This is a genomic window from Sporomusa aerivorans (assembly GCF_041428895.1).
Lineage (GTDB): Bacteria > Bacillota > Negativicutes > Sporomusales > Sporomusaceae > Sporomusa > Sporomusa aerivorans.
The window spans coordinates 2,907,181-2,929,156 of record NZ_CP156926.1; the positions used below are offsets into that span (position 1 = coordinate 2,907,181).

General features: G+C 46.6%; 19 protein-coding genes. 13 read left to right on the forward strand and 6 right to left on the reverse strand.

Going from position 1 to position 21,976, the window contains the following annotated elements; genetic code table 11:
• Positions 1-237: 237 nt before the first annotated feature.
• On the forward strand, positions 238-669 hold the full coding sequence (locus SATMO3_RS13645) for a metal-dependent transcriptional regulator (RefSeq protein WP_371381314.1): 432 nt from the start codon (positions 238-240) through the stop codon (positions 667-669).
• A gap of 23 nt (positions 670-692) precedes the next feature.
• Here the strand turns inward: SATMO3_RS13645 and SATMO3_RS13650 are convergent, their stop codons facing one another.
• The 3 genes from SATMO3_RS13650 to SATMO3_RS13660 are packed head-to-tail and all read right to left on the reverse strand — an operon-like array spanning position 693 to position 3,140.
• On the reverse strand, positions 693-2,099 hold the full coding sequence (locus tag SATMO3_RS13650; protein ID WP_371381315.1) for a nucleoside recognition domain-containing protein: 1,407 nt from the start codon (positions 2,097-2,099) through the stop codon (positions 693-695).
• Positions 2,096-2,869: a FeoB small GTPase domain-containing protein gene (locus SATMO3_RS13655; RefSeq protein WP_371381718.1), complete on the reverse strand. Its 774-nt coding sequence runs from the start codon at positions 2,867-2,869 to the stop codon at positions 2,096-2,098. Before SATMO3_RS13655 ends, SATMO3_RS13650 begins: the two co-directional genes overlap by 4 nt.
• Before the next feature lie 25 nt (positions 2,870-2,894).
• On the reverse strand, positions 2,895-3,140 hold the full coding sequence (locus SATMO3_RS13660; protein WP_371381316.1) for a ferrous iron transport protein A: 246 nt from the start codon (positions 3,138-3,140) through the stop codon (positions 2,895-2,897).
• Positions 3,141-3,490: 350 nt separating this feature from the next.
• Here SATMO3_RS13660 and SATMO3_RS13665 point away from each other — a divergent pair, with 350 nt between their 5' ends.
• The 4 genes from SATMO3_RS13665 to SATMO3_RS13680 are packed head-to-tail and all read left to right on the forward strand — an operon-like array spanning position 3,491 to position 7,893.
• A complete protein-coding gene (locus tag SATMO3_RS13665; protein ID WP_371381317.1) occupies positions 3,491-5,371 on the forward strand; it encodes a spore germination protein in 1,881 nt (626 codons plus the stop codon).
• Positions 5,361-6,470: a GerAB/ArcD/ProY family transporter gene (locus SATMO3_RS13670; protein ID WP_371381318.1), complete on the forward strand. Its 1,110-nt coding sequence runs from the start codon at positions 5,361-5,363 to the stop codon at positions 6,468-6,470. Before SATMO3_RS13665 ends, SATMO3_RS13670 begins: the two co-directional genes overlap by 11 nt.
• A complete protein-coding gene (locus tag SATMO3_RS13675; RefSeq protein WP_371381319.1) occupies positions 6,455-7,732 on the forward strand; it encodes a Ger(x)C family spore germination protein in 1,278 nt (425 codons plus the stop codon). The genes SATMO3_RS13670 and SATMO3_RS13675 overlap by 16 nt, the downstream gene beginning before the upstream one ends.
• The gene (locus tag SATMO3_RS13680) at positions 7,729-7,893 is read left to right on the forward strand and encodes a hypothetical protein (RefSeq protein WP_371381320.1); all 165 of its coding nucleotides are present in this window, start codon (positions 7,729-7,731) and stop codon (positions 7,891-7,893) included. Before SATMO3_RS13675 ends, SATMO3_RS13680 begins: the two co-directional genes overlap by 4 nt.
• Before the next feature lie 53 nt (positions 7,894-7,946).
• On the opposite strand, the gene SATMO3_RS13685 is transcribed toward SATMO3_RS13680, so the two are convergent.
• Together SATMO3_RS13685 and SATMO3_RS13690 are read right to left on the reverse strand one after the other, a co-directional pair.
• Positions 7,947-8,165 carry a hypothetical protein gene (locus SATMO3_RS13685; RefSeq protein WP_371381321.1) on the reverse strand — a complete coding sequence of 73 codons (219 nt, stop codon included), beginning with the start codon at positions 8,163-8,165 and terminating at the stop codon, positions 7,947-7,949.
• A 124-nt stretch (positions 8,166-8,289) separates the two neighbouring features.
• Entirely contained in the window at positions 8,290-9,258 is a 969-nt protein-coding gene (locus tag SATMO3_RS13690) for an alpha/beta hydrolase (protein ID WP_371381322.1), read from the reverse strand.
• 218 nt (positions 9,259-9,476) lie between these two features.
• On the opposite strand from SATMO3_RS13690, the gene SATMO3_RS13695 reads away from it, so the two are divergent.
• From SATMO3_RS13695 to SATMO3_RS13710, 4 genes are all read left to right on the forward strand, one after another.
• Complete coding sequence (locus SATMO3_RS13695; protein WP_371381323.1) at positions 9,477-9,692, forward strand: small, acid-soluble spore protein, alpha/beta type; 216 nt, start codon at positions 9,477-9,479, stop codon at positions 9,690-9,692.
• A gap of 295 nt (positions 9,693-9,987) precedes the next feature.
• A complete protein-coding gene (locus tag SATMO3_RS13700; RefSeq protein WP_371381324.1) occupies positions 9,988-10,353 on the forward strand; it encodes a PadR family transcriptional regulator in 366 nt (121 codons plus the stop codon).
• Positions 10,354-10,371: 18 nt separating this feature from the next.
• Positions 10,372-11,391, forward strand: a complete 1,020-nt coding sequence (locus SATMO3_RS13705; protein ID WP_371381325.1) for an HlyD family secretion protein — start codon at positions 10,372-10,374, stop codon at positions 11,389-11,391.
• A gap of 9 nt (positions 11,392-11,400) precedes the next feature.
• Positions 11,401-12,987, forward strand: coding sequence for a DHA2 family efflux MFS transporter permease subunit (locus SATMO3_RS13710; protein WP_371381326.1), 1,587 nt, complete (start codon positions 11,401-11,403; stop codon positions 12,985-12,987).
• Between the two features lie 94 nt (positions 12,988-13,081).
• Here SATMO3_RS13710 and SATMO3_RS13715 read toward each other — a convergent pair whose 3' ends face one another.
• On the reverse strand, positions 13,082-14,245 hold the full coding sequence (locus SATMO3_RS13715) for an ABC transporter substrate-binding protein (protein WP_371381327.1): 1,164 nt from the start codon (positions 14,243-14,245) through the stop codon (positions 13,082-13,084).
• A 367-nt stretch (positions 14,246-14,612) separates the two neighbouring features.
• On the opposite strand from SATMO3_RS13715, the gene SATMO3_RS13720 reads away from it, so the two are divergent.
• The 4 genes from SATMO3_RS13720 to SATMO3_RS13735 all read left to right on the forward strand — a co-directional run bounded on the left by SATMO3_RS13720 (position 14,613) and on the right by SATMO3_RS13735 (position 21,963).
• Complete coding sequence (locus tag SATMO3_RS13720) at positions 14,613-15,248, forward strand: TetR/AcrR family transcriptional regulator (RefSeq protein WP_371381328.1); 636 nt, start codon at positions 14,613-14,615, stop codon at positions 15,246-15,248.
• 27 nt (positions 15,249-15,275) lie between these two features.
• Complete coding sequence (locus SATMO3_RS13725) at positions 15,276-16,376, forward strand: efflux RND transporter periplasmic adaptor subunit (protein WP_371381329.1); 1,101 nt, start codon at positions 15,276-15,278, stop codon at positions 16,374-16,376.
• A 15-nt stretch (positions 16,377-16,391) separates the two neighbouring features.
• Complete coding sequence (locus SATMO3_RS13730; RefSeq protein WP_371381330.1) at positions 16,392-19,514, forward strand: efflux RND transporter permease subunit; 3,123 nt, start codon at positions 16,392-16,394, stop codon at positions 19,512-19,514.
• A gap of 82 nt (positions 19,515-19,596) precedes the next feature.
• On the forward strand, positions 19,597-21,963 hold the full coding sequence (locus SATMO3_RS13735) for a hypothetical protein (protein ID WP_371381331.1): 2,367 nt from the start codon (positions 19,597-19,599) through the stop codon (positions 21,961-21,963).
• Positions 21,964-21,976: the final 13 nt, after the last annotated feature.

Here is a 21,976-nt window from a genome sequence, read left to right on the forward strand (position 1 = left end):
ACGTCGATACATTATGTGAGTTTTTATGTAATTTTGAGCTGCCACTGACAACTTGCGAAAATAAATAACCCTGTAGTATATATAGGTAGAAACCCGCTGCTCGCACATAAGCAGCGGGTTATATTTTCATTTTATTTAGAAAAAAAACGGGGTATGCCGCATAAAATAGAAAAGGCAACTATATGTGAGATATATTCGCCAAAGTATATGGCGAACAAGTGGAATGGAGGTGCTCCTGTGTTGTCTCCTAGTCTGGAAGATTATTTGGAAGAAATCTATAGATTTTCAGTCAATCGCGATATAGTGAGGGTTACTGATATCAGCCAGAAACTAAATGTCAAATTGCCCTCAGTAACCAAAGCCCTGGGAAAACTGCGTGCTGGCGGATATATTACCTATCAGAAATACGGTATGATTGGGCTGACCGAGAAGGGGAGACAGACTGGGGGATATCTTGTAGAAAGGAATACGCTTTTGCAGGAATTTCTAAAGACAATTTGTGCTGAATGTGATGTTGCGGCCGAAGCAGAAGCTATGGAGCATTATCTGTCGAAATCGACTATTGTTTCATTACACCGGTTAACCATCTTTATGAAAGAGCAGCCTGTAATTTATAAGCATTTCCTGGATTATGTACAGGAAACTAAGAAAAAGGATAGGGAAAGATAAAGCAGGGGCTAACCCCTGCTTCATTAGGCCAGACCAAGATATCTCGCCGATTGTGCTACAGCAAAGCAAACGGCAAAGGCGATAACGGTCGGGATGAGGAAAGACAGGAAAGTCCATTTTACACTTCCGGATTCCTTATATGCCGAGAGCAATGTCGTTGTGCACGGCCAATGCAGCAGGCAGAAAAGCATTGTGCAGGCGGCGGTAAGCCAAGTCCAGCCGTGATCAAGTAAGACTTGACGCAGTTCGTCCAGGCTCTCAAGCTCGATCATGTGACCTGTGGACAAATAGCTCATGAGCAGAATAGGTACAACGATCTCATTGGCCGGCAGACCGAGAATAAAGGCCAGGAGAATAAACCCGTCGAGGCCGATAGCATAGCCAAGTGGCTGCAGCCAAGCGGCAAGATGGCCAAGTATGCTGGTGTCACCTATGTAGGCATTACCCAGGATCCAGGTGATGGCGCCAGCAGGAGCAGCCATAATAACAGCCCGTTTTAATACGAAGAGAGTTCGGTCAATGAGGGAACGATAGATAATGGCACCAATCTGCGGTGGCCGGTACGGCGGCAGCTCTAGCACCAGAGACGAGGGTTCACCCTTTAGTATGGTATGCGATAGCAGCCAGGAAACTGCATAAGTAGTTGCAATTCCTAGTAAAACAAGAAGTGTGATTACCAGCGCGGCAACTATTGTTTCATATTCACTCGCAAATGAGCCGCCGACAAAAATGGTAGCAATGGCTATCAGCGTGGGAAAACGCCCATTGCAGGGGACAAAGTTGTTGGTTAAAATAGCGATAATCCGTTCACGCGGTGAATCAATAATCCGGCAGGACACAACACCGGCGGCGTTACAGCCAAATCCCATGCACATGGTGAGCGCCTGTTTGCCGCAGGCCTTACACTTCTGAAAGAACCGGTCCATGTTAAATGCCACTCGGGGTAAATAGCCCAGGTCTTCCAACAGAGTAAACAACGGAAAGAAAATGGCCATAGGCGGCAACATAACCGACACAACCCAGGCCAGGCCCCGATAGAGTCCTAGCACAAGAACTCCGTGCAGCCAGACTGGGGCTCCTGCCAGCCTAAACCATTCGGTAAGCTGATCCTGAAAAGCGAACAAAGCATCGGCGATCATTCCGGAAGGCACATTGGCCCCTTCAATGGTCAGCCAAAATATGGCGCCTAACAGTGCGATCATAATCGGGTAGCCAAACAGCCGCGAGGTAAGAATATCATCCAGGCGAGCATCCCAGGTAGACTGCGCTGACTGGTTATGTGCCGTCACTTTACGGGCAATTTGCTCAGCATTGGTGTAAATGTCGGTTACAATAATATCTCCCAGTGAGTTGCCGGCGCTGAGGCGAATCTTATCCGCCTCAGTACAAAGGGTGGCTAAAGTAGTCATAGGTTTGACTGTACCGCTCATACGGTTGCTACCTCCTGCAGTGCATTTTTGAACTGAAGGTCTAAGTGTCTTTTGATACTTTCAATAAAAGCCGTATCGCCATCCAGCAACCGGAGAGCTACCCAACGGGGATTTAATTTGTGGTCGATCAGGCGCTGAATGGTGGGGACAAGCTGTTCGACCGCCATTTCTACCGCAGGTGAATACACGAGCTGACGAGGACTGCATTGCCGTACGCCGGTACTGACCTGATAAAGCGTTTCCCGCAGCGTGCCCAAGCCTTCGTTTTTACGGGCGGCTGTGGCTACTACCGGAACACCAAGTTCTTTTTCCAGGGCTGGAATATCAATTATTATATGTTTCTTTTTGGCTTCATCCATGAGATTAACACATACAATCACATTTGGTGTAATTTCCATCACCTGCAAAGCAAGATTTAAGTTGCGTTCCAGGCAGGTGGCATCCAATACTATAAGGGTAGCGTCCGGCTGGCCGAAGCAGATAAAATCCCGCGCCACCTGCTCTTCGACAGAATGTGCAAGAATTGAATAAGTACCTGGCAGGTCAACCAAAAGAAACGGTTTATTTGAATAGGTGAATGAACCTTGGGCGTTATCCACTGTCTTGCCCGGCCAATTGCCGGTGTGCTGGCGCAGACCTGTTAAAGCATTGAAAACAGTGCTTTTGCCAACATTGGGGTTACCGGCCAGCGCAATTATGTATTGACCTGGTTCAGCGACGATACCAAAATGTTCACGCAGTATCCGGCCGCGATGATTTTCCGTTTGCATACTCAACGTATTCGCCTCCATATTCTCACATAGGATTTATTTTAATCAAGCTTGCGTCGTCACTGCGCAATGCAATGGTAGTATTTCGCACTCGGAACGCAATAGGATCACCAGCCGGACTCTTGCGGATGCACTCTACCTCAGTTCCTGGTATCATGCCCAGATCCAGAATACGTCTTCTGAGTAAGCCGGCAAGTTCTACCGATGATATTCTACCGGCGGTGCCTATCCTAAGGTCAGCAAGAGACAGCAATCTATCAGGGGTATACATACAAAAACCTCCTTTATTTGCTAAAAGAATTGGTCTTAAACAAGGTTAGTTCAGACTAACATGATCGAATAAAATAAAGGTTAGCAGCAGCTAACATATAGTGCGAAAAAAACGGTTAGCGTGAGCTAACACCTAATTTTCAACCCTCTGCTATATGATATGGGGAAGGTAACGAAGTGTTACAGGTTTAACAGATTTTTTACAGCCGAAGTTTGAAAAAAAGAGCTGCTCTCTTATTCGTTGATTAGAGAGCAGCTCTTTTTAGTCTGCGCAAATACAGACCGGATTTTTATCGATAATTTTTCTATTTTTGGAAATAATATCCTTTATTAGAATGGTAGGAGATGCGAATGGACAACTCAATCCGGAAGGCGTATCGCTATATAAAAGATATTTTATTATACAGGCCGCCTCAAGCGGCCAAGCCCTTTGTGCTTGAAGAAGGCGCGGATGATCGGGAAAGTATGCCGGCCCGAAGAAGCCAGCTTCTCAAAGAAAAAGCACTAGAACTGAATCAACTTTTGGAGCATGCTTATAACCTGCGGGATTTGACAGAAAAGGCTAAAGCAGCCTTAGACAAAGGCGAAACGGACGCGGCGCAGATTTATGCGCTGGCAGAGCAGCTTAAGGTATTAGAAAAACGTCAGGCGGAACTTAGTCCTATCTATTTAAGCTATCGCATGGCAATAGGCGCTGAGACGTCGCCGCTTAGTGCCAGTCTTGAAGAAAATGAGAAAATCATTGAAGAACTCTATGCGACTCATGCAAATAAAGACCTTGTTTTACGCAAGTTTTATGTCCGGACTGATCCACCGCTTAAATGTATGCTCGTTTTTCTTGACGGAATGGTGGACAAAGAAATCATGAATATTTCTATTCTAGAGCCGTTGATGGTCTGGGGCAATACTGAAAAAATACGGGATGGCAAAGATATAGTTCAATCCTTAATTGACGAATATTTGCCTAACAATGAGGTAAAACAGATTAACGAGTACCAGGCTGTCCGGGAAGCGATTAACAGCGGCGATACCGTTTTGTTTGTGAACGGGGCTCAAATCGCAATTGTTTTGTCGACTAAGGGATATCCCAGCCGCAGTGTGGGGAAACCGACAATAGAACAGTCTGTGCGGGGAGCACAGGTGGCTTTCAGTGAAGGTTTGCGTATTAATACGGGGCTTATACGCTCTTTTATGCCAACCAGCGATTTGATCACGGAAATTATTCCGGTAGGCAAGAGGGCGCCGCTGCAATGCGCCGTCATGTATCTTAAGCCAGTGGCCAATGCTCAGCTTGTGGCGGAAATAAAACGCCGCATTAAGGGGATATCGACAGACTATATTACGGACATTGGTATGCTGGAACAACTTATTGAAGATCACCCCAGTATGCCGTTTCCCCAAATGCTTTCAACTGAACGGCCGGATAGAGTGACCCCCCATCTATCGGAAGGAAGAATTGTACTGCTGCTGCAAGGTTCACCGTTTGCGCATATCCTGCCAATCAATTTGTTTACATTCTTTCATTCCTCCGAGGATTTTAGCCTCAAAGTACCGGCGGGAAATTTCATGCGCATTCTCAGGCTATTCTCGGCCTTAATTGCCATTACCTTGCCCGCTTTTTACCTTGCCATCAATTATTTTCACCAGGAGGCTCTGCCAACCGAGTTAGCGCTGGCTATCGCCGGGGCAAGGGAATCAGTGCCCTTTCCGGCTATGTTTGAAATTGTTCTAATGGAAATTTCATTTGAACTAATCCGGGAAGCGGGAACCCGGATTCCAGGTTTACTGGGTTCCACGATCGGCATCGTCGGTGCCATCATAATAGGGCAGGCGGCGGTAGCTGCCCATATTGTCAGCCCGATTATGGTCATTATTATCGCTATTACCGGGCTGGCCTCTTTTGCAATACCTGATTTTCGACTGGCCTTTGCACTGCGAATCACCCGTTTCGCATTTTTGGTGATGGCCGCTGTTTTAGGTTTAGTAGGAGTAGCTTTTGCATTTGTGATAGCCACATCATTGCTTGCTACAATGAAGTCCTTTGGCGTTCCCTATTTAGCGCCTGTTGCGCCGAAAACAGTAGCCGGTTTGGATGTGGTAATCCGGGGACCCGCGTATCGCCAGGAAGCCAGGCCGGATGAACTGCAGACCCAAGATCCAAGGCGGCAGCCGCACCTTAGCCGGAAGTGGATCAAGGAAAATTTTGCAGGAGGCGATCAGGATGACCTATAAGCCTGGCCGGATGGGATTATCTGAAGGTGCCGCCCTGGTTTTCATTATTTCTATTCCCTGGGTCTTTTTATCTTTACCGGCAACCGATATTGACATAGCGGCCAGCCTGGCCTGGCTTATGCCTGTATTAAGCGGGACCGGCGTGCTGGGCTCCATGTATATCCTAATTCGCGTTATGAATTATGTACCGGGAGATTTATTTGAGGTTAGCCGCAGTTTGTTAGGCTCCATAGGAGCCTATATGGTGGCGTTGGTATGTTTGGCCGCGTTTTCGCTGGACGCTTTTGTTTTATTGCGCCAGTATGCCGAGAATACCTTGCTTACCGCATTGCCGCAAATTGAGTTCGGCATTGCAATTTTTTTGTATGCCGCGGTAGCCGGTGTTCTGGCTTATATCGGCGTCGAGGGTTTGGCCAGATCAGGGTATATTTTGGCGCCGTTTGCAATAATAGCGTTAATTTTGGTGTGGCTGTTAGTTTCACCTACATTTAACTATAATAATTTATTTCCGCTGTTTGGTAAGGGCTTGGACGCAATTATACCTGCTGGTTTAATGCTGTCAGGGGCCAACGCCGGTGTTTTAGGTGTTGCCGTTTTAGCGCCTGCTTTGCATCGGCCAAGCACAGTCTGGCTGTCAACTTTGTATGGCCTGGCAGGCAGCACATTTATTAAGGCAGTATCTGTGTTGAGTTTTACTTTAGTCTTTAGCTATTCTGCCGGCCGGGAAAAATTACTGCCGTTTTTTGAGATGGCCCGGTTAATTTATCTGAGCCGGTATATTCAACGGGTGGAAGCTGTTTTTATTTTGCTTTGGGTCATTTTGGGGATTTTGGCGATTGCCTTAAATCTATATATGGCTCTGTATATTATTACAAGAATATTTAATATGCCAAGCCCCCGGCCTATAATTCCGCTGGCGGTATTTACGCTGGCCCAGACTGCCATGATACCGTCCGATGTCGGCGACATTATTGCGTTGAATATTTTTCTGATTAAGTACTTTAAGACAATAGTTATTTTGGGAATTCCCCTTGTATTATTTATAGCATTTATATTTAAACAGAAGAAGGGAAAGAAAAAGCTATGGTCTGCCGGTTAATCGCCTCCTTTCTTTTGATTATAGTTTTTCTTCTTGTTTCCGGCTGTGCGGGGGCGAGGGAAAGCGATGACATAGCGTATGTGCTGGCAACGGGAATTGATAAATCGGCGACTCCGGGTCAGCTTGATGTTACCTATCAGGTCGCTGTTGCCAGAGCTCTCGGCGGTGGTGAGGGCGGAGGCGGCGGAGAAAAACAAGCCGTCGTTAATATAACAATTACCGCCGCCAACCTTGCCGAGGCCCGGAATCTGCTTAAGTCAGCAATATCCCGCATACCAAACTTATCTCATAACAAAATGTTCATTTTCGGTGAGGAGTTGGCTCGCGAAGGGCTTGGTGACATAATCGCTCCCTTTCTGCGTTACCGGGAGTTTCGCGGTTCCATATTCGTGATGGTGGTAAATGGGGGCACTGCAAAAAGTTATATCGAAGCAAATAAACCCAGGCTGGAGGCCCTGCCTTCGCGTTATTACGAAAGCATGCTGCTTACAAATGATGAGACTTCGTATTATCTTCGGAGTACAATCCATGAATTTTATACCAGGCTTAAAGGCGGCAGTGCTTCTCCTTTTACGGTGCTGGGCGGAATAAATCAGGGTCAGGAAACGGTCAAGCCAGATCGCCGGCTGCTGCCGGGACAAAAAGTGAATGATTTCTATGCCGGTCATCTTCCGAAATCTCCTGGGGCGCAAAACCCGGTAGAAATTATGGGAACGGCACTTTTCCGGGAGGATAAGATGGTAGGCAAGCTAACCGGGCAGGAAACACGAATGCTGGCCATCCTTCGTAATGAATATTCCAAGGGATTTATAATTGTAGCCGATCCTTTGGTGCAGAATAAACAAGTTAACGTGGCGGCACGGCTGGGTGAGTCGCCAAAAATCAAAGTCCGGCTGGCGGACGGCAGAACCTATATTGATATTAAGATTTTGCTTGAAGGCGAGGTGACTTCTGTGTCCAGTGGAATAAATTATGAGAGCAAGGAATACCGCCCGCTGCTGGAACATGCGGTATCCAACCTGGTGAAGCTGCAGATGGAAAGGATGCTTACGATTACTCAGGAATTAGGAAGTGACGTGGCGGGCTTCGGTTACTATGCAAAACGAAATTTTAGTACATTCCAGGAATGGGAGCAGTTTGAGCCAAGATGGATGAGTACCTATCAGCATGCGGAAATAGCGATTGATGTGGAAACTAAACTCAGAAGGCATGGTCTGTTATTCAGGACATCGCCGATAGCTAGGGAGAATAGCGACGAATGATAGATTACTTTTTGGTAGCAGGCACTGTTGTAGCTGTTATTCACGCCTATTCCTACGCCATGTGGCTAAAAGAAAATGATAATAAAAAGGCGTTCTGCGGGGTTATTATGTTTGTCCTCGCAGGCGCAGGCGTAACGGTGTACCGGCTTATTATGCCATAATAGTTAAACCGAAGCCGGCCGTTGGGTTGAACGGCGGCTTCGGTTTTATGGCTTTACGGGAGACTTTCTAATTTTTTTTGAAGCTCTGCAATCTTTTGCTCAAGCTCTTTCATTCTGTTGTCGTAATTTTGTTGCTCTTTTTGCTCTTTAGCTTCCTGTTGATTCTGCTGCTCAATCTGTAGATCGGCCGACCAGGCTTGCAAAACATCGCCGATTGCGCTAATTACGGTGCCAACAAATGCTAAGCGATTGGGATCTATTTTACTCATCATCTACCCTCCGGCAGAGATTCATTCCTGTAACATTATATGAAGGACAATCCATACGCACTACCAAATGCCTTAATATGATATGCATAAGGGATTTATTTTGTTAGTGCTTTCAACTTTTGAGAGGTTACTTACTGTTGATTAAGTTCAGGAAGCGGACGATTGTATTTTGATACTCATTTTTCCGCTCGATAATAGCCCGGCCATGCCTTGTATTGGGGAAGATGTAGAGTTCACGGTACCCCTTTGTTGCTTCATAGAGGGTACGGCTCATTTCTACGGGAACTACAGGGTCTGCCGCACCATGCAGATAGAGAATAGGAGTAGTTACATGCGCTAATTCTCTAACCGGGGAAATTTCTTCGTACAAAAAACCAGATTGCCAATAGGCGATAAAACTGGCGTATCTTATGAGGATATATACCCAGAGAGGATATTCCGAGTGGGTAAGGTTTATGATCTTTTCTGAGATTAGCGTTGTAAAATCGCTGTAGGCGCTGTCGGCAATGTAAAACTTCACCCGTTTTGCCGGTTCGTTTAACGCGGCATGCATAAGCGCTGTCGCGGCGCCCATGGATACGCCGTGTACACCTATAACGCTTTGCGGATTCTTTGTCAGCAGCCAGTCTACCCATTGATCCAGATCATATTTTTCATAGTAGCCCCAGGAGGTGCAGGGGCCGCCGCTCTCGCCATGGCCGCGAGCATCATAAATTAAAAGATTGTACCCGTTGCTTAAATACATATCTTCATAATGAAGGCCCATATTTTGTGTAGCCGATATACCGTGAAGAAATATGACTGTTTTGTTCGACGGTATTGAGCTGGGGATGAATGTTCCTGTCAGGGCATAGCCATACCGGGACTGTAGTTGAACAGATTGCCAGTTTTTCATCTCTAAACCATATTTAAGGCGGGCTTGCAGATTCTTATAATATATAAACTCAGTTCTTGTGTTAAATAAACATAATTCATTATGAAAAATTATACCGCCGAGAAGTAATAGCATATTTCCGGCAATAAGCAGGCTTAAGACAAGACTTAAACCAGTAAAAAGGTAAATCTTTCGTTTATGTATCTGTAATTGAGTATCCATTCCCAAGTACCTCTGGCTCCTATAGGCTGTTATTTAAGGAAATTAATAGTTAAGGACGATAAAGGACAAGCTGTATATAGGGTTCCAAATAAAAATGTAAATATTACAGCCAGGCGAAACAGAAATAGGGCGCATCGGCCTGGTTAACCGATGGCCAGTCGCAGCATTGGGAATGGAACTGTCTATTAAGGGTAATCCTAAAGTTGGGAGGGATGACTATGTCACCAAAGTATAAATCCATGAAAGAGTTAGATGCGTCATTGCCAGATAAGCATGAGGTTGCTGCAGAGCTTGGGATACCGTTGGATCAAGGGCATAATGAGGCTTTAACAACCGCCGAGGCAGGCAGAATAGGTGGTAAAATTGGCGGCGCCAAGGTGAAAAAGTTGATTGAGATGGCGGAGGCCCAGATGGCGGAAAACGAGTCAACCTAGTCTTTTAACCTGACAGGCTCCAGAGATAAGGAAAGATTATACTACTCCCGGGACTTATCCGCGCTTACTCTCACTTACAGAAGGGGGAGTCTTAAAGCGGGTTAGTCACAGGATTAATTTAACGATTAGAACAGTAACGGTACTGGCATTGATAGTCAGTACCGTATTCTTTTGCTATTTTTCAGGGAAGTTGTTCCAGATTTAGCATGAAACTTAAATTGACGTACGCGTAAAAAGTTATTAATATTAATAATGTTAATGTTAATTAATTATGTATACTTTGAGAGGAGCCTTGATGTCATTAACCAAAAAAGAGAAAAAAGTATGGATAAAGCTCATTACCGGGCTGCTGATTTTAAGAATGTTAAAAGACAGGCCTGCTTATGGAAATCAAATTGCTGATGAGATTAAACGGGATACGCAAGATACAATTAAACCCAATCCCAACTTTATTTACCCGTTGTTGCGAAAAATGGAGGAAGAGGGTTATGTGGAGGGATGTTGGGAGAATCCGATAACCCACAGTAAACGTATTTATACAATTACACCAACCGGCCTTGCTTATTTTGAGCAGCTCAAAGAAACGGTGCGGGCAAAGTTTCTCGAAATAGAGCGTTGCCACAAGGTGATTCGGAATATTTTATTCGTAGAGAGGCCTTAGCGGGGCGGAGGAGGAAACATGAGCGCAGTAAAAACTACCAATAAAAGGAGAATTATGATAATAGCCGGCAGTGTAGTCATTTTGCTTATTATAGCCGGTGTCTGGTGGTGGGTAACTGCTGCTGGGAGAATCTCAACTGAAGATGCCAGAGTGAAAAGTAATATAGTGAATGTTAGTACCAAGGTGCCGGGGCAAATCGAAGAATTGCAGTTATCCGAGGGAGATCATGTTGAAGCCGGACAGATTATGGCCAAGATTGACAGTAAGGCATTACAAATTCAGGTTGAGCAAGCCCAGGCCAATTTAGCTTCAGCCCAGGCGAAACTGGCTTCGCTCCAGGCGGGCAATCGTCCGCAGCAAGTCGCTCAGTCACAGTCTTCTGTTGAACAGGCATCTGCAAATCTAGACAATGCCCGTAAAAATTACGAACGTATCGAGCGACTATATGAAGAGGGAGCGATGTCAGCGCAACAGCGGGATACAGCGCAAACCTCGCTGAAGGTTGCTCAGGCGCAGTATGAGGCTGCGACGCAGGCCTTGAGTCTTGTAAGTGAAGGCGCAACCGAACAGGATCTAGAGTTTGCTGAAGCTCAGGTAGCTCAGGCTGCCGCCGCATTAAAAAACGTACAGCTTCAATTGGAAAACTCCGTAATTAAAGCGCCTATAGCCGGGATAATTTCCAAAGCTCCTGTTGATTCCGGTGAAATGGTATCTGTAGGACAGACCATTTATAGTATTACCAATCTCGCTGATGCCTGGGTGGAAGCCAATATTGAAGAGACAGATATTGGTAAAGTTCAAATCGGTCAGGAAGTAGAATTTAAAATTGACGCTTATCCAGGGAAAAAATTCAGGGGTGAGGTAGTGGAGGTTGGGGCCGCGACCGGATCGCAATTTGCTCTCTTGCCTTCTGATAATGCATCAGGCAATTTTACTAAAGTCACTCAGAGAATATCTGTTAAAGTTAAAGTCGTTGATGCCGGCAGTATGGCGTTGAAACCGGGCATGTCTGCAGTTGTCGACATTCGTACAAGGTAGGTGATTGCTGTGGCAACGATAGCTGCAGGCGAACGGCCAAACAAATATTTTGTGCTATTTATTGTGGCATTAGGTACAGTATTGAGCAGCTATGTAAGTAGTTCACTTGATATCGCCTTGTCCAATATAATGAATACCTTTGGCTTTACTATGGATACGGTTACCTGGGTGCTGCTTTCGTATCTGATCCCTTATGGAGCCACTTTACCAATAATGGGTAAGCTGGGTGATCAGTTCGGCAGAAAAAAAATGTATGTTAGCGGGTTGGTGGTTTTTACCTTTGCCACTATGATGGTCGGACTATCCTGGAGCAGTGTAAGCGTAATTATTTTCCGGGTGGTGCAAGGGTTGGGAGCGGCTATGTTTTTTCCTAATGCCATGACACTGGTCGCCGATGCTTTTCCGGCCAACGAACGGGGGCAGGCTATGGGGATGTGGGCTGCCCTGGCCGCTTCCGGCGCTGTACTTGGTCCGACTATTGGGGGATATATTGTTGAGTATTTAAATTGGCGCATGCTATTTAACAGTATTGTACCAATCTCAGCTATTGGAATTGTTTTGGCAGTAACCGTTTTGCGGGAATCAGAGACTAGCAATACAACTGCCAAGATTGATTACTGGGGTGGCTTAATGCTGGTGTCTTCCCTAAGTTCTTTGATTATTGCTCTTAACCGCGGCGCAAAAGAAGGCTGGACATCATTTTATATAGTTAGCCTGTTCACAGTTATGGTTTTAAGTATGCTGGCCTTTATTTACATTGAAAGCCGCATCGATGACCCGTTGGTAGATTTGGGCTTATTTAAAAATGCCACCTTTACGGCGGCCAATATAGTCGGCTTTTTAACTTTTATGGCGCTAAACGGCGGGCTGTTTCTAATACCTTTTTTTCTTCGGAATATTTTGGCTTATACTCCCATTCATGCCGGTTTGTCGCTATTTCCTTTAGTAGGTGCCATGATTTTGCTGGCGCCTATAGGCGGTAAACTAGCCGATAAAGCCGGCGGGAGGACGCCGACGGTGCTGGGAATGTCGATTCTTTCCCTAGCGCTGTATTCTTTTCACACGATGACAGCGGACACCGCTTATCCCTTCATTGCTATCCGTTTAGTTCTGATGGGGATTGGCTTAGCGCTCACCATGTCGCCTTTATCTAACGCAGCTATGTCCACTTTGCCAAAAGAAAAATCCGGCGTAGGGTCCGGGGTATTTAATTTGTTTAAAAATGTAGGCGGTAGTGTTGGGATAGCTATTCTGGGAACATTGCTGGACGAGCGGCAGATCTTCCACAATCAAATATTATCAAGTTATATAGAAAACTCATCGACTACGGCTTTACAAGCCATTGCCGGCATCCAGTCCGGCTATGTTCAAAACGGGATGCAGTCTGATCATGCCTATGCGGCGGCTCTTGCAGTTTTAAAAGGTATAGTGGCAAAACAGGCGGCTGTGATGGCTTATAGCGACGTATTTCAAATTGCCGCCCTGCTTGCCAGCTGCGGCGTTATTGCCGCCATGTTGATTAGGAATACAGCGAAAAAAGATCCCGGGACTCTACCAAAGGAGGATAAAGGGCCTGTTCCGGAACCAATTCATTAATTCTATTTAGAAAATGTCACATTAAATAACGAATGCCCTGCACATTTATCTGAGCAGGGCATTCGTGTGTTTGATTGATTAAAAAAGCATTTACTTATTGACGCACAGTTTCCTTGTAAACTTGCTTGCCGTCTTTCATTTCGATGATAACTACGCCTCTGACAGCGTCATGCGTAGCGTTTAATTTCATATCACCGCTGACACTTTTAAAGTTCTGAGTTGCCGCTAATGCCTCGCGGATTTTATTAGGGTCAGTGCTGTTAGCGCGCATAATTCCGTCGGCTAATAAATTGGCAGCGTCATAGCCCATTGCCGCCATTGAATCAGGAATTTGGCCATATTCTTTCTTATAGGCTTCCACAAACGCATTGGATGTGGGGTTTTTATCTTCTACTGAGTAAAAGTTGGTAAAATAAGTGTTATTTAATGCCTGCGGGCCGCCAATCTCCACCAATTTGGGCGAGTCCCAGGCGTCCGCTCCCAGGACAGGGACAGTGATGCCTAATTCACGGGCCTGCTTGACAATTTTGCCGACGTCTTCGTAATAGCCGGGAATATAGATGAGATCCGGATTTTGCGCCTTAATTTTGGTGAGTATGGGTTTAAAATCCTGATCTTTTTGAAGATATGCTTCTTCAGATAAGATTTGACCGCCGCCGGCAGTGAGCGTACTCTTAAATATTTGTGATAAACCTTTACTGTAATCACTGGAATTATCAGTCATGACAGCGGCTTTTTTGACTTTAAGAGTGTTAAGGGCAAAATTAGCACCTACAGTGCCCTGAAACGAGTCAATAAAACAAGCCCGGAATGTAAAATCCTTTACTTTTCCTGTTTGATCGTTAATGGTTACCCGCGGGTTAACAGTAGCTGCGGCTACAAAGGGAATCCTGTTGGCCTCGGCGACAGCAGAGCCGGCAATGCCACAGGAGCTGACTGTAAAACCAGTAACGGCGACAACTCTGTCCTGCGTTATTACTTTGGACATAGCGTTCGTCGATTCGGAAGGTTCACCTTTATTATCGGCAATGACTAATTGAATTTGCTTGCCCAACATGCCTCCCTTGGCGTTAATTTCCTTAAAAGCCAGTTTTGCGCCATTGGCGGCGGAAGTGCCATATGATGCGGTGTTGCCAGTGAGTTCATAGACCATGCCGATTTTAATATCTTTGCTGCCACTATCCCCGCAGCCGGCGATTAGAGTGGCAGTTAAGATTAGCGTAAGTAGCAGGCAACCTATGTAGCGAGATCTTTTCACCTTCGTTATCCTCCTTAACCTTTTTATGAAACAACAGAATTAAAAAGACTGTCTTTATTTATTAGACATTTACACCTAATTACCTCCTCACAGATACTAATTTATTAGTATTGCCATAAATTAAAACCTGTTGCAAAAGGGTTAATCATTGACAAGTTAACATAAAAATATTATTATAAACATACCGACCGGTAGGTCGGCAATGAGTCTTATTCGATGCTCTAAAATCCCGCGTCTACAAGTGGGAGTTATACCCCCTACGGGCGCAGGCGAGCGGCTAAGTCCCTGGATAAGGGCGAATAATCTTCAGCTGGGCTTAAAAACTCACCTGAAGCTAAGTCTACTTTATAGAAAGCAGATGATAGCCTTGACTAGAGAAAACATAATTGTTGCAGCTTTGCGCCTATTTCTCATGCGTGGGTATAAATCCGTCTCGCTTGTGGATGTGGCCAACGAGCTGAGTATCTCCAAAGGAGCGATTTATCACTATTTCACCAGTAAGGAGGAACTTTTGCGTGTCTCCATGCATTTCTTTTTTGACCGGCTTGAGGCCAATTATAAAGAATTGCTGGCCGGCGCCGGCAGCCTGAGAACTGTTCTGCAGGCGCTCTTGGTCGAGGATGTCCTGGAAATTCATGCGAAAGAGTTACTGGGAGTTGACAATACCTGTGGCATCGATCACATACATTTTGCTATTGAGATTGTGCGGCTCTTCCCTGATGTACAAAATAAAGCGCAGAAGAATCATGCGGCATTTTGTGCGGCACTCACTTTGAAGATACAGCAGGCCGTTAAAACAGGAGAAATTAGGGAAGACGTGGATAGTGAGGCTCTGTCAGCCAGTATTGTCGCCTTGCTCAATGGTCAGAAATCGTTAGGTTTTGAGTTTCAGACCAGTCAAATGCGACAACGGATGCTGAACATAGTCTGGAATATGATTGCAAAGTTAGGCGCCAGCCGCCGTTGTATTGATCCGACACATACCGACTGTCTGGTATGTTGAGGCGTCAGATAATTAAATGGAGGTCGAATGATGAAGAAGCAAAAATTAAAATACTGGGCGGTTCCTGCCTTACTCATAGTTGGCCTCGCAATCTTTTTGCGTTCCGGCGTGTACGCCGGCGATAAAACGCAGGCGGCCAACACCCAAACATCAGTCAGTGTTAAGGTTGTGCAAGCCGACTATAGTGATTCAATTCCCAGTTTGTCATTTAACGGTTCATTAGAAGGTCAGACCTCAGCTACTATCAGCGCCAAATTTTCCGGTCGTATTGCTGAAGTTATGGTGCAGGATGGACAGCAGGTCAAAGCAGGTGACCCGTTGATTCGCCTGGAAGATGTAGAATTGTCCAACTCGGCGCGCCAGGCCGGCGAGGCCGTTAGAAAAGCTCAGATTAACTATGATCTGGCAAAAAATGATTATGATCGTTATTTGAGGCTGTATGAAAAAGGGGCTATATCAGCACAGCAATTAGAAAATACGAGTGCAAAACTAAAAATTGCCGAGGCTGATTTATCCAGTGCTGTTGCCAGCCAAAACAGCGCAGAACAGCAACTGGCCAACAGTACCATCACTGCCCCGGTAGACGGGGTGGTTGCCAATAAAACGGCAACCATCGGTCAGGTTGTATCGCCGGGAGCGGCGCTATTAACCGTGCAGGATATCAGTCAGGTTTATGCGGTTATTAATGTGGAGCAGAAAAATTTAGGCATGGTGAAAGAAGGACAAACAGCCAGTGTTACGCTCGATGCGTATCCGGGCAAAACATTTGAAGGAGTTGTGGAAGTAATGAATCCGGAAGCCGGCTCAGGCAGTCGCATGTTCCGGACCAAGATTAAACTTGACAATTCCTCCGGGGAGCTAAAGCCCGGCATGTTTGCCAATGTTAATTTGATTACCGGGGATAGTGTAAAAGTCCTGACTGTCCCGCAATCTGCGGTTATTCAGAAACAAGGCTTATACTATGTTTTCCAGGTTGAGGACGGCAAAGCAGTTCGTAAGCAAATTGAAACAGGGCAAGTTACAGGCAGCACCATTCTCGTGAAATCAGGCTTGGAACCGGGTGCTCAGGTTATTACAACAAGTGTAAACCGGTTGAAAGATGGCGATGCCGTACGGGCATTGCCATAGTTGGGGGGAAAGGCTATGAAACTTACCGAAATAAGTATTAAGCGACCGGTTTTTGCGACCGTAATCATATTGGCGCTGGTAGTTCTCGGTTTAGTGAGTTACACCGGCCTGAATGTGGATCAATACCCTAGTATGGAAATGCCTGTAGTAGCTGTTACCGTATTGTATCCGGGTGCTGCACCGGAGCAGGTGGAGTCTAAGGTTACGCAGAAAGTGGAGGATGCCGTAAGTGTTGTTGCCGGTGTAGACCATGTTACTTCCACCGCCAGTGAGGGAATGTCCACCACTGTAATTCAGTTTACCATGGAGACCAATGCTGATGCGGCCGCCCAGGAGGTACGGGATAAACTAGGCGGCCTCCAGGCTACGTTGCCGGATGATGCCAAAGCTCCCGTTATTTCCCGCTTTGATCCTTCTGATACACCGATCATGTCTCTGGCGCTGGCCGGAAATATCAGTCAGCGGGAACTGACTGTGCTGGCGGAAGACGTACTTGTGAAACGCCTTAAAGCCATTAATGGAGTGGCTGCCGCTGATATTAAGGGCGGCTTGGACCGGGAACTGCAAATTCAATTAGACGGGCAGCAAATGTCGGCGTATGGCCTGACTATTCCTGAAGTTCTAAACAGTCTCCGCAATGAAAACGTAGATGTTCCCGGTGGTAAAGTGACAGATGGCCAGCGGAAAACTGACCTGAGGGCTGTGGGCAGTATTACGGCTGTAGACCAGTTTCTCAGTCTTCCTGTTGGTCAGCGTGACGGTGTAACTCTATACGTGAAAAATATAGCTGATGTCAAAGATACAACCCAGGAAATCAGCACGTTTACCAAAGTAAACGGCCAAGCGGCTCTCGGTGTCGATATCATGAAACAATCAGGCGGCAACACGGTTAAAGTTGTTGATAATATTAAAGGACAGCTGGAATCTATTAAAAGGGATTTGCCGCCGGGCGTAGATCTGGTAGTTGTCCGTGACAACTCTAAAACCATCAAGGAGTCTGTTGAGGATGTTGAGTTCAACTTACTTGTCGGCGGTGTATTGGCTGTAGCTATTGTCTTCTTGTTTCTTGGCAACTGGCGCAGTACCATCATTGCCGGTATCGCCATCCCTGTTTCGGTTATTACCTCCTTTGCCGCTATGAAACTTCTGAATTTCAGTCTCAATACCATGTCGCTCTTGGCTCTGTCCCTTGCCGTCGGTCTTCTGATTGACGATGCGATTGTGGTTATTGAGAATATTGTGCGTCATCTGGAGATGGGAAAAGATAAATTTACAGCCGCTATGGAGGGAACGGCTGAAATTGGCCTAGCCGTTATGGCCACAACATTTACTCTGGTGGCGGTATTCCTGCCTGTAGGTATGATGAGCGGTATTGTCGGCCAATTCTTTAAGGAATTTGGCATAACGGTGGCGGCCAGTGTACTTGTTTCCCTGTTTGTTGCCATAACCTTGACTCCCATGCTGTCGGCCAAGTATTTAAGCCACGTGGAAGTAAAAGGTGACAGCAGAATAGGCAGGGCATGGGAAGCTTTCAATAGCAAATTTGATAAGTTGACTTCGCGTTATGGCGAGTTCTTACGACTGGCCCTTACCAAAAGACGTACCGTAATTTTGGTAGCCGTTGGGTTATTTATCGGCAGTCTGGGGCTTATTCCCTTCCTGGGATCCACTTTTGTACCTGATGCCGATAATGCGGAATTTACAGTTAAGGCTGTTGTTGACCCTGGGATGACCGTAGAGGCTGTGGGCAGGATGGCCGATGAAATGGATCAGACTATTCGCGGCATTCCGGAAGTTACTATGACTTACAGTGTGGCCAACGCCAAAGATATTACCATCCTGACTAAACTCACACCTAAAAATCAGCGTAATGTCAGTGATACGGCGATAATTGAAGATGTACGCCGGAAATTGAGCGATTTGCCGGGGGCTGAGATCAGTGTCTCGAAACAATCCGGTGTTTCGAGCGGCAAGCCGGTATCACTGGTTATTCAGGGGGCATCGCTGGATACGCTGAGTGAGATTGCTGAGCAGGTTCAGCTTGCAGTAGCCAGTGTTCCCGGGGCAGTAGAAGTTTCCTCAAGTTATGAAGCAGGGAATCCTGACGCTCAGGTTATTGTAAACCGTGACAGAGCGGTCGATCTTGGCATTTCGTCTGCCAGCATTGCCGATACACTGCAGACGATGTTTAACGGTAAGATTGTCACCCAATATAAAGAGGGTGAAGATTCTTATGATGTCCGGGTTATTCAGGATCCGGAGAAGCGGCGTGATCTAAGCGATCTAAACAGTGTTTATCTGGCAGGCTCGGCCCGCAGCGCGACCGGACAGGCTGTTATGGTTCCTCTGTCGCAGGTGACAGATACCGTGTATGCTACCAGTCCGGCCCAGATTAAACGCTATGATAACCAGCAGCAGATTACTATCTCCGCCAACCTAAATGGTATTACACTGGGAGAATTCAACAAGGCGTTTAATAAAAAAGCTGCAGATATTAAAATGCCGGATGGATATAAATTTGTAGCCACCGGTCAGGCCAAATCCATGTCCGATGCTTTTAGCAGCATGATACTGGCTTTGGGTATGGCGGTACTGTTTGTATTCTTTGTTTTGGCAGCCCAGTTTGAAAGTTATCTTGAACCCTTTGCCATAATGATTGCTTTGCCATTGGCCGTTATTGGCGCCCTTGGCGGACTGCTTATAATGGGCAGTGATTTGAGCATCATATCGCTCATCGGGATCATTATGCTTATGGGACTTGTTACCAAAAATGCCATTCTGCTCATCGATTTCGCCAAACAGCGCCGCGCAGAGGGAATGGAGCGCAGTGAAGCGTTAGTCCAGGCGGCTGTTCAGCGGATGCGACCAATTATTATGACGACAACAGCCATGATCGCAGGCATGATTCCTTTGGCGTTGGGCATTGGACCGGGGGCTGAAGCCCGGGCGCCGATGGCGCATGCCATTATCGGCGGCCTGGTTACTTCGACCATTCTGACGCTAGTGGTTGTTCCGGTGGTCTATACCATTTTCGATGATTTGCAAAACGGTAAATTCAAACTTTTAAAAATCGGTAAGAGAACCAAGCGGGCCTGTGATCCCGATACAGTTCCGGAAAAATACGTTATGGAAACTTAATGGCAGATGATTAAAAGAAAACAGTCTTGCAGATACTTAACAGTAACTGTAAGACTGTTTTCACTTCTGAGGAGAGTGTATTGTGGCGAAAACATTAACTAGCCTGCGCAACCAGATATTCCGCACTTTTTTCCGCAATTCTTTTAACCGGGATGTGGTAATACTTCTTTTTGTCAGCATTGCTATAGGAACTGCGCTGGCCGGTGTGCTGGCCATGGCGGCGAATACATATTTTTCCGAAACGATATCTTCGCTTGTTGGCGAATACGGCGAGTTTGATTTTCTGATTAATGTACGCGAAGCTATGAAGGAAGAGGGCCGGGCGCAGATTGAGCAGATTAACGGTCAGGTATTCCCAGGGGCGAAAATGAAGGAAAGTGTAACCTTGAATGGCCTGACAAGCTTTCTGGTCGGGGTACCTAAGGAATACAGAACCAAACAAAATTATGAGTCGCTTAACAGCATTTATGGCAGTGTTCCTGGTAAGGCCGGTATCAGCATCATGACGGAGCCTCGTTTAACGGTGAAGGCGGTCCCTGAAGGCGCCAAAGAAAATGTTATCAATCAGATCATGCAGATTGGCGGAGTACTCTTTGCTTTCCGGGATGGCGGGTCGATCACGGTTCTTATCCAGTCTCTCGATCAATCCACGAGTGTAAATACGCAGGTAGAGCGTGTTTTGGCAAATTATCAATTAATTGATATAGCCTTTCCGGTCGGCAGTGAGCCGGATAATCCCATTCGCCTGGGTGAACAGATTGCCGAGGCCCTGCGCTCTGACAAAGCAGTGGGTTATGCGGAAAGCGTGTCCACTGACACCAAACGCAATGATACGGCGTCGTTTGTCAGCACAATCATCGAGCTGAAACGTTTTTTGACCGCATATATAACAAAAGCGACCATTCATCCGGCAGCGGGAGTAACATTGCGATCCGGCGATACGGTTGTCTTTCAGGGAGCGGCTGCCAGTGCGCCCGTGCCGGGAGCTGCCGTTGATCCCGCCAATGTTATGGTACAAATTACATCGGCGCAGGATAATACAACGGCTGAAGGCACGGTCATTCAGGGCGACGCGAAACAGTTGCCGGAAAGCCAGGGATATATGGTTAATAATTCAGTTATTGGCAATCCGGTCGGCAAAGCAACGTTTCGCAATCCTCGCAATGAGCTTGGTAATGCCCTGGGGGAAACCGCCAAACTGGTTGAACAAATACCGGGATTTGCCCAGGATGCCCAAAGCATGGTTGGTATTGCCAATTCATCGCTGGATAACTATGCCGCCAGCCTGCGCGCTATAGAACAAACTTTGGCCGGTTTAAATAATGCAGGCTCTACACTGGAGGCAGCTACAAGCGGGCTAGCCAGCCTGGATACTACCGCCATACAGACACAATTGGGCAGTTCAGCCCAGGCATTGGGCAGCCTGGCCAATACGTTGCAAGTGATTCGCCTGGTGAGTCCGGAGGCAGTCACTTCGATCAATGAAATTACTGCCATGCAGCAAAATCTTACTGCACTGCAGAGCAGGCTAAATACGTTAGGAAATATTGCGGCCGATGCCCGGCGGGCCCGAACCGCCATTGACAATCTCGTAACCAATGGCAACAGTACGGTTGTAAGCCTGCGTAATTTTGATACGGAGGGCGCCCGGCGGACACTAACCAGCGTCGGTGGTCATCTGGGGCAGCTGCAGCAGTTTAATACCCCGTTAGTGGCCGCGCAATTACAGTACCTGAGTGCAGCCGTTCCCAGCCTGAGCGACGAAGAAATAAGCCGCTCGGTCAAGCTCATGGATCAGTTTATTGCCGGACAGGCCATAACGACGCAGCGTCTGCAAATTCTGACGCAACGCACCACTACTGTGGAGCTGGCTTCGCCGATTATCCAGCGAGTTGTTGGTCACAGCAATATATCTTTGTATACATCGACATTAGGGGTTATTGAACCAGATCCCCGGGCTGAAGTCATGACAATTTTAACGCAGGTAAAATCGGTTTTAGCCGGGCTGATATCACTGGTTGCCACGATTACCTTCCTGACACTGGACCACACCGCTATTATGGCGGTTATCCGCCGCCAGCGCACAACTACCCGCAAACCGCCGAACAAGGGGTGGAAAAGAGTGATATTCGGTGTTGTAAAAGCCTTTACTGTTCCTGAATACGTGTATGGTATGGGGATTGGCGCATTATTGTTAACCGTCATGTTTGTTTTATCAGGCGGCGGCATTCCCTACTTGCCGTGGATCGGGGTACCTTTCGTAGGAGCTATGCTAGGGCTGTTAATTGCAAACAACGCCGAAAAGATAAATCCGGTTGCCACAGATGAAGTTAGTGCCGGTGAAGCGTTGGGGCTGTCGTTCGATGAAATTATGCGGGAGATTGTTATCCCCAATGGCCGTCCCGGACTGTTACAAAAGCTTAACCGGCGTAAAATGAAATTTAAATAAGTCAGGTGTTTTA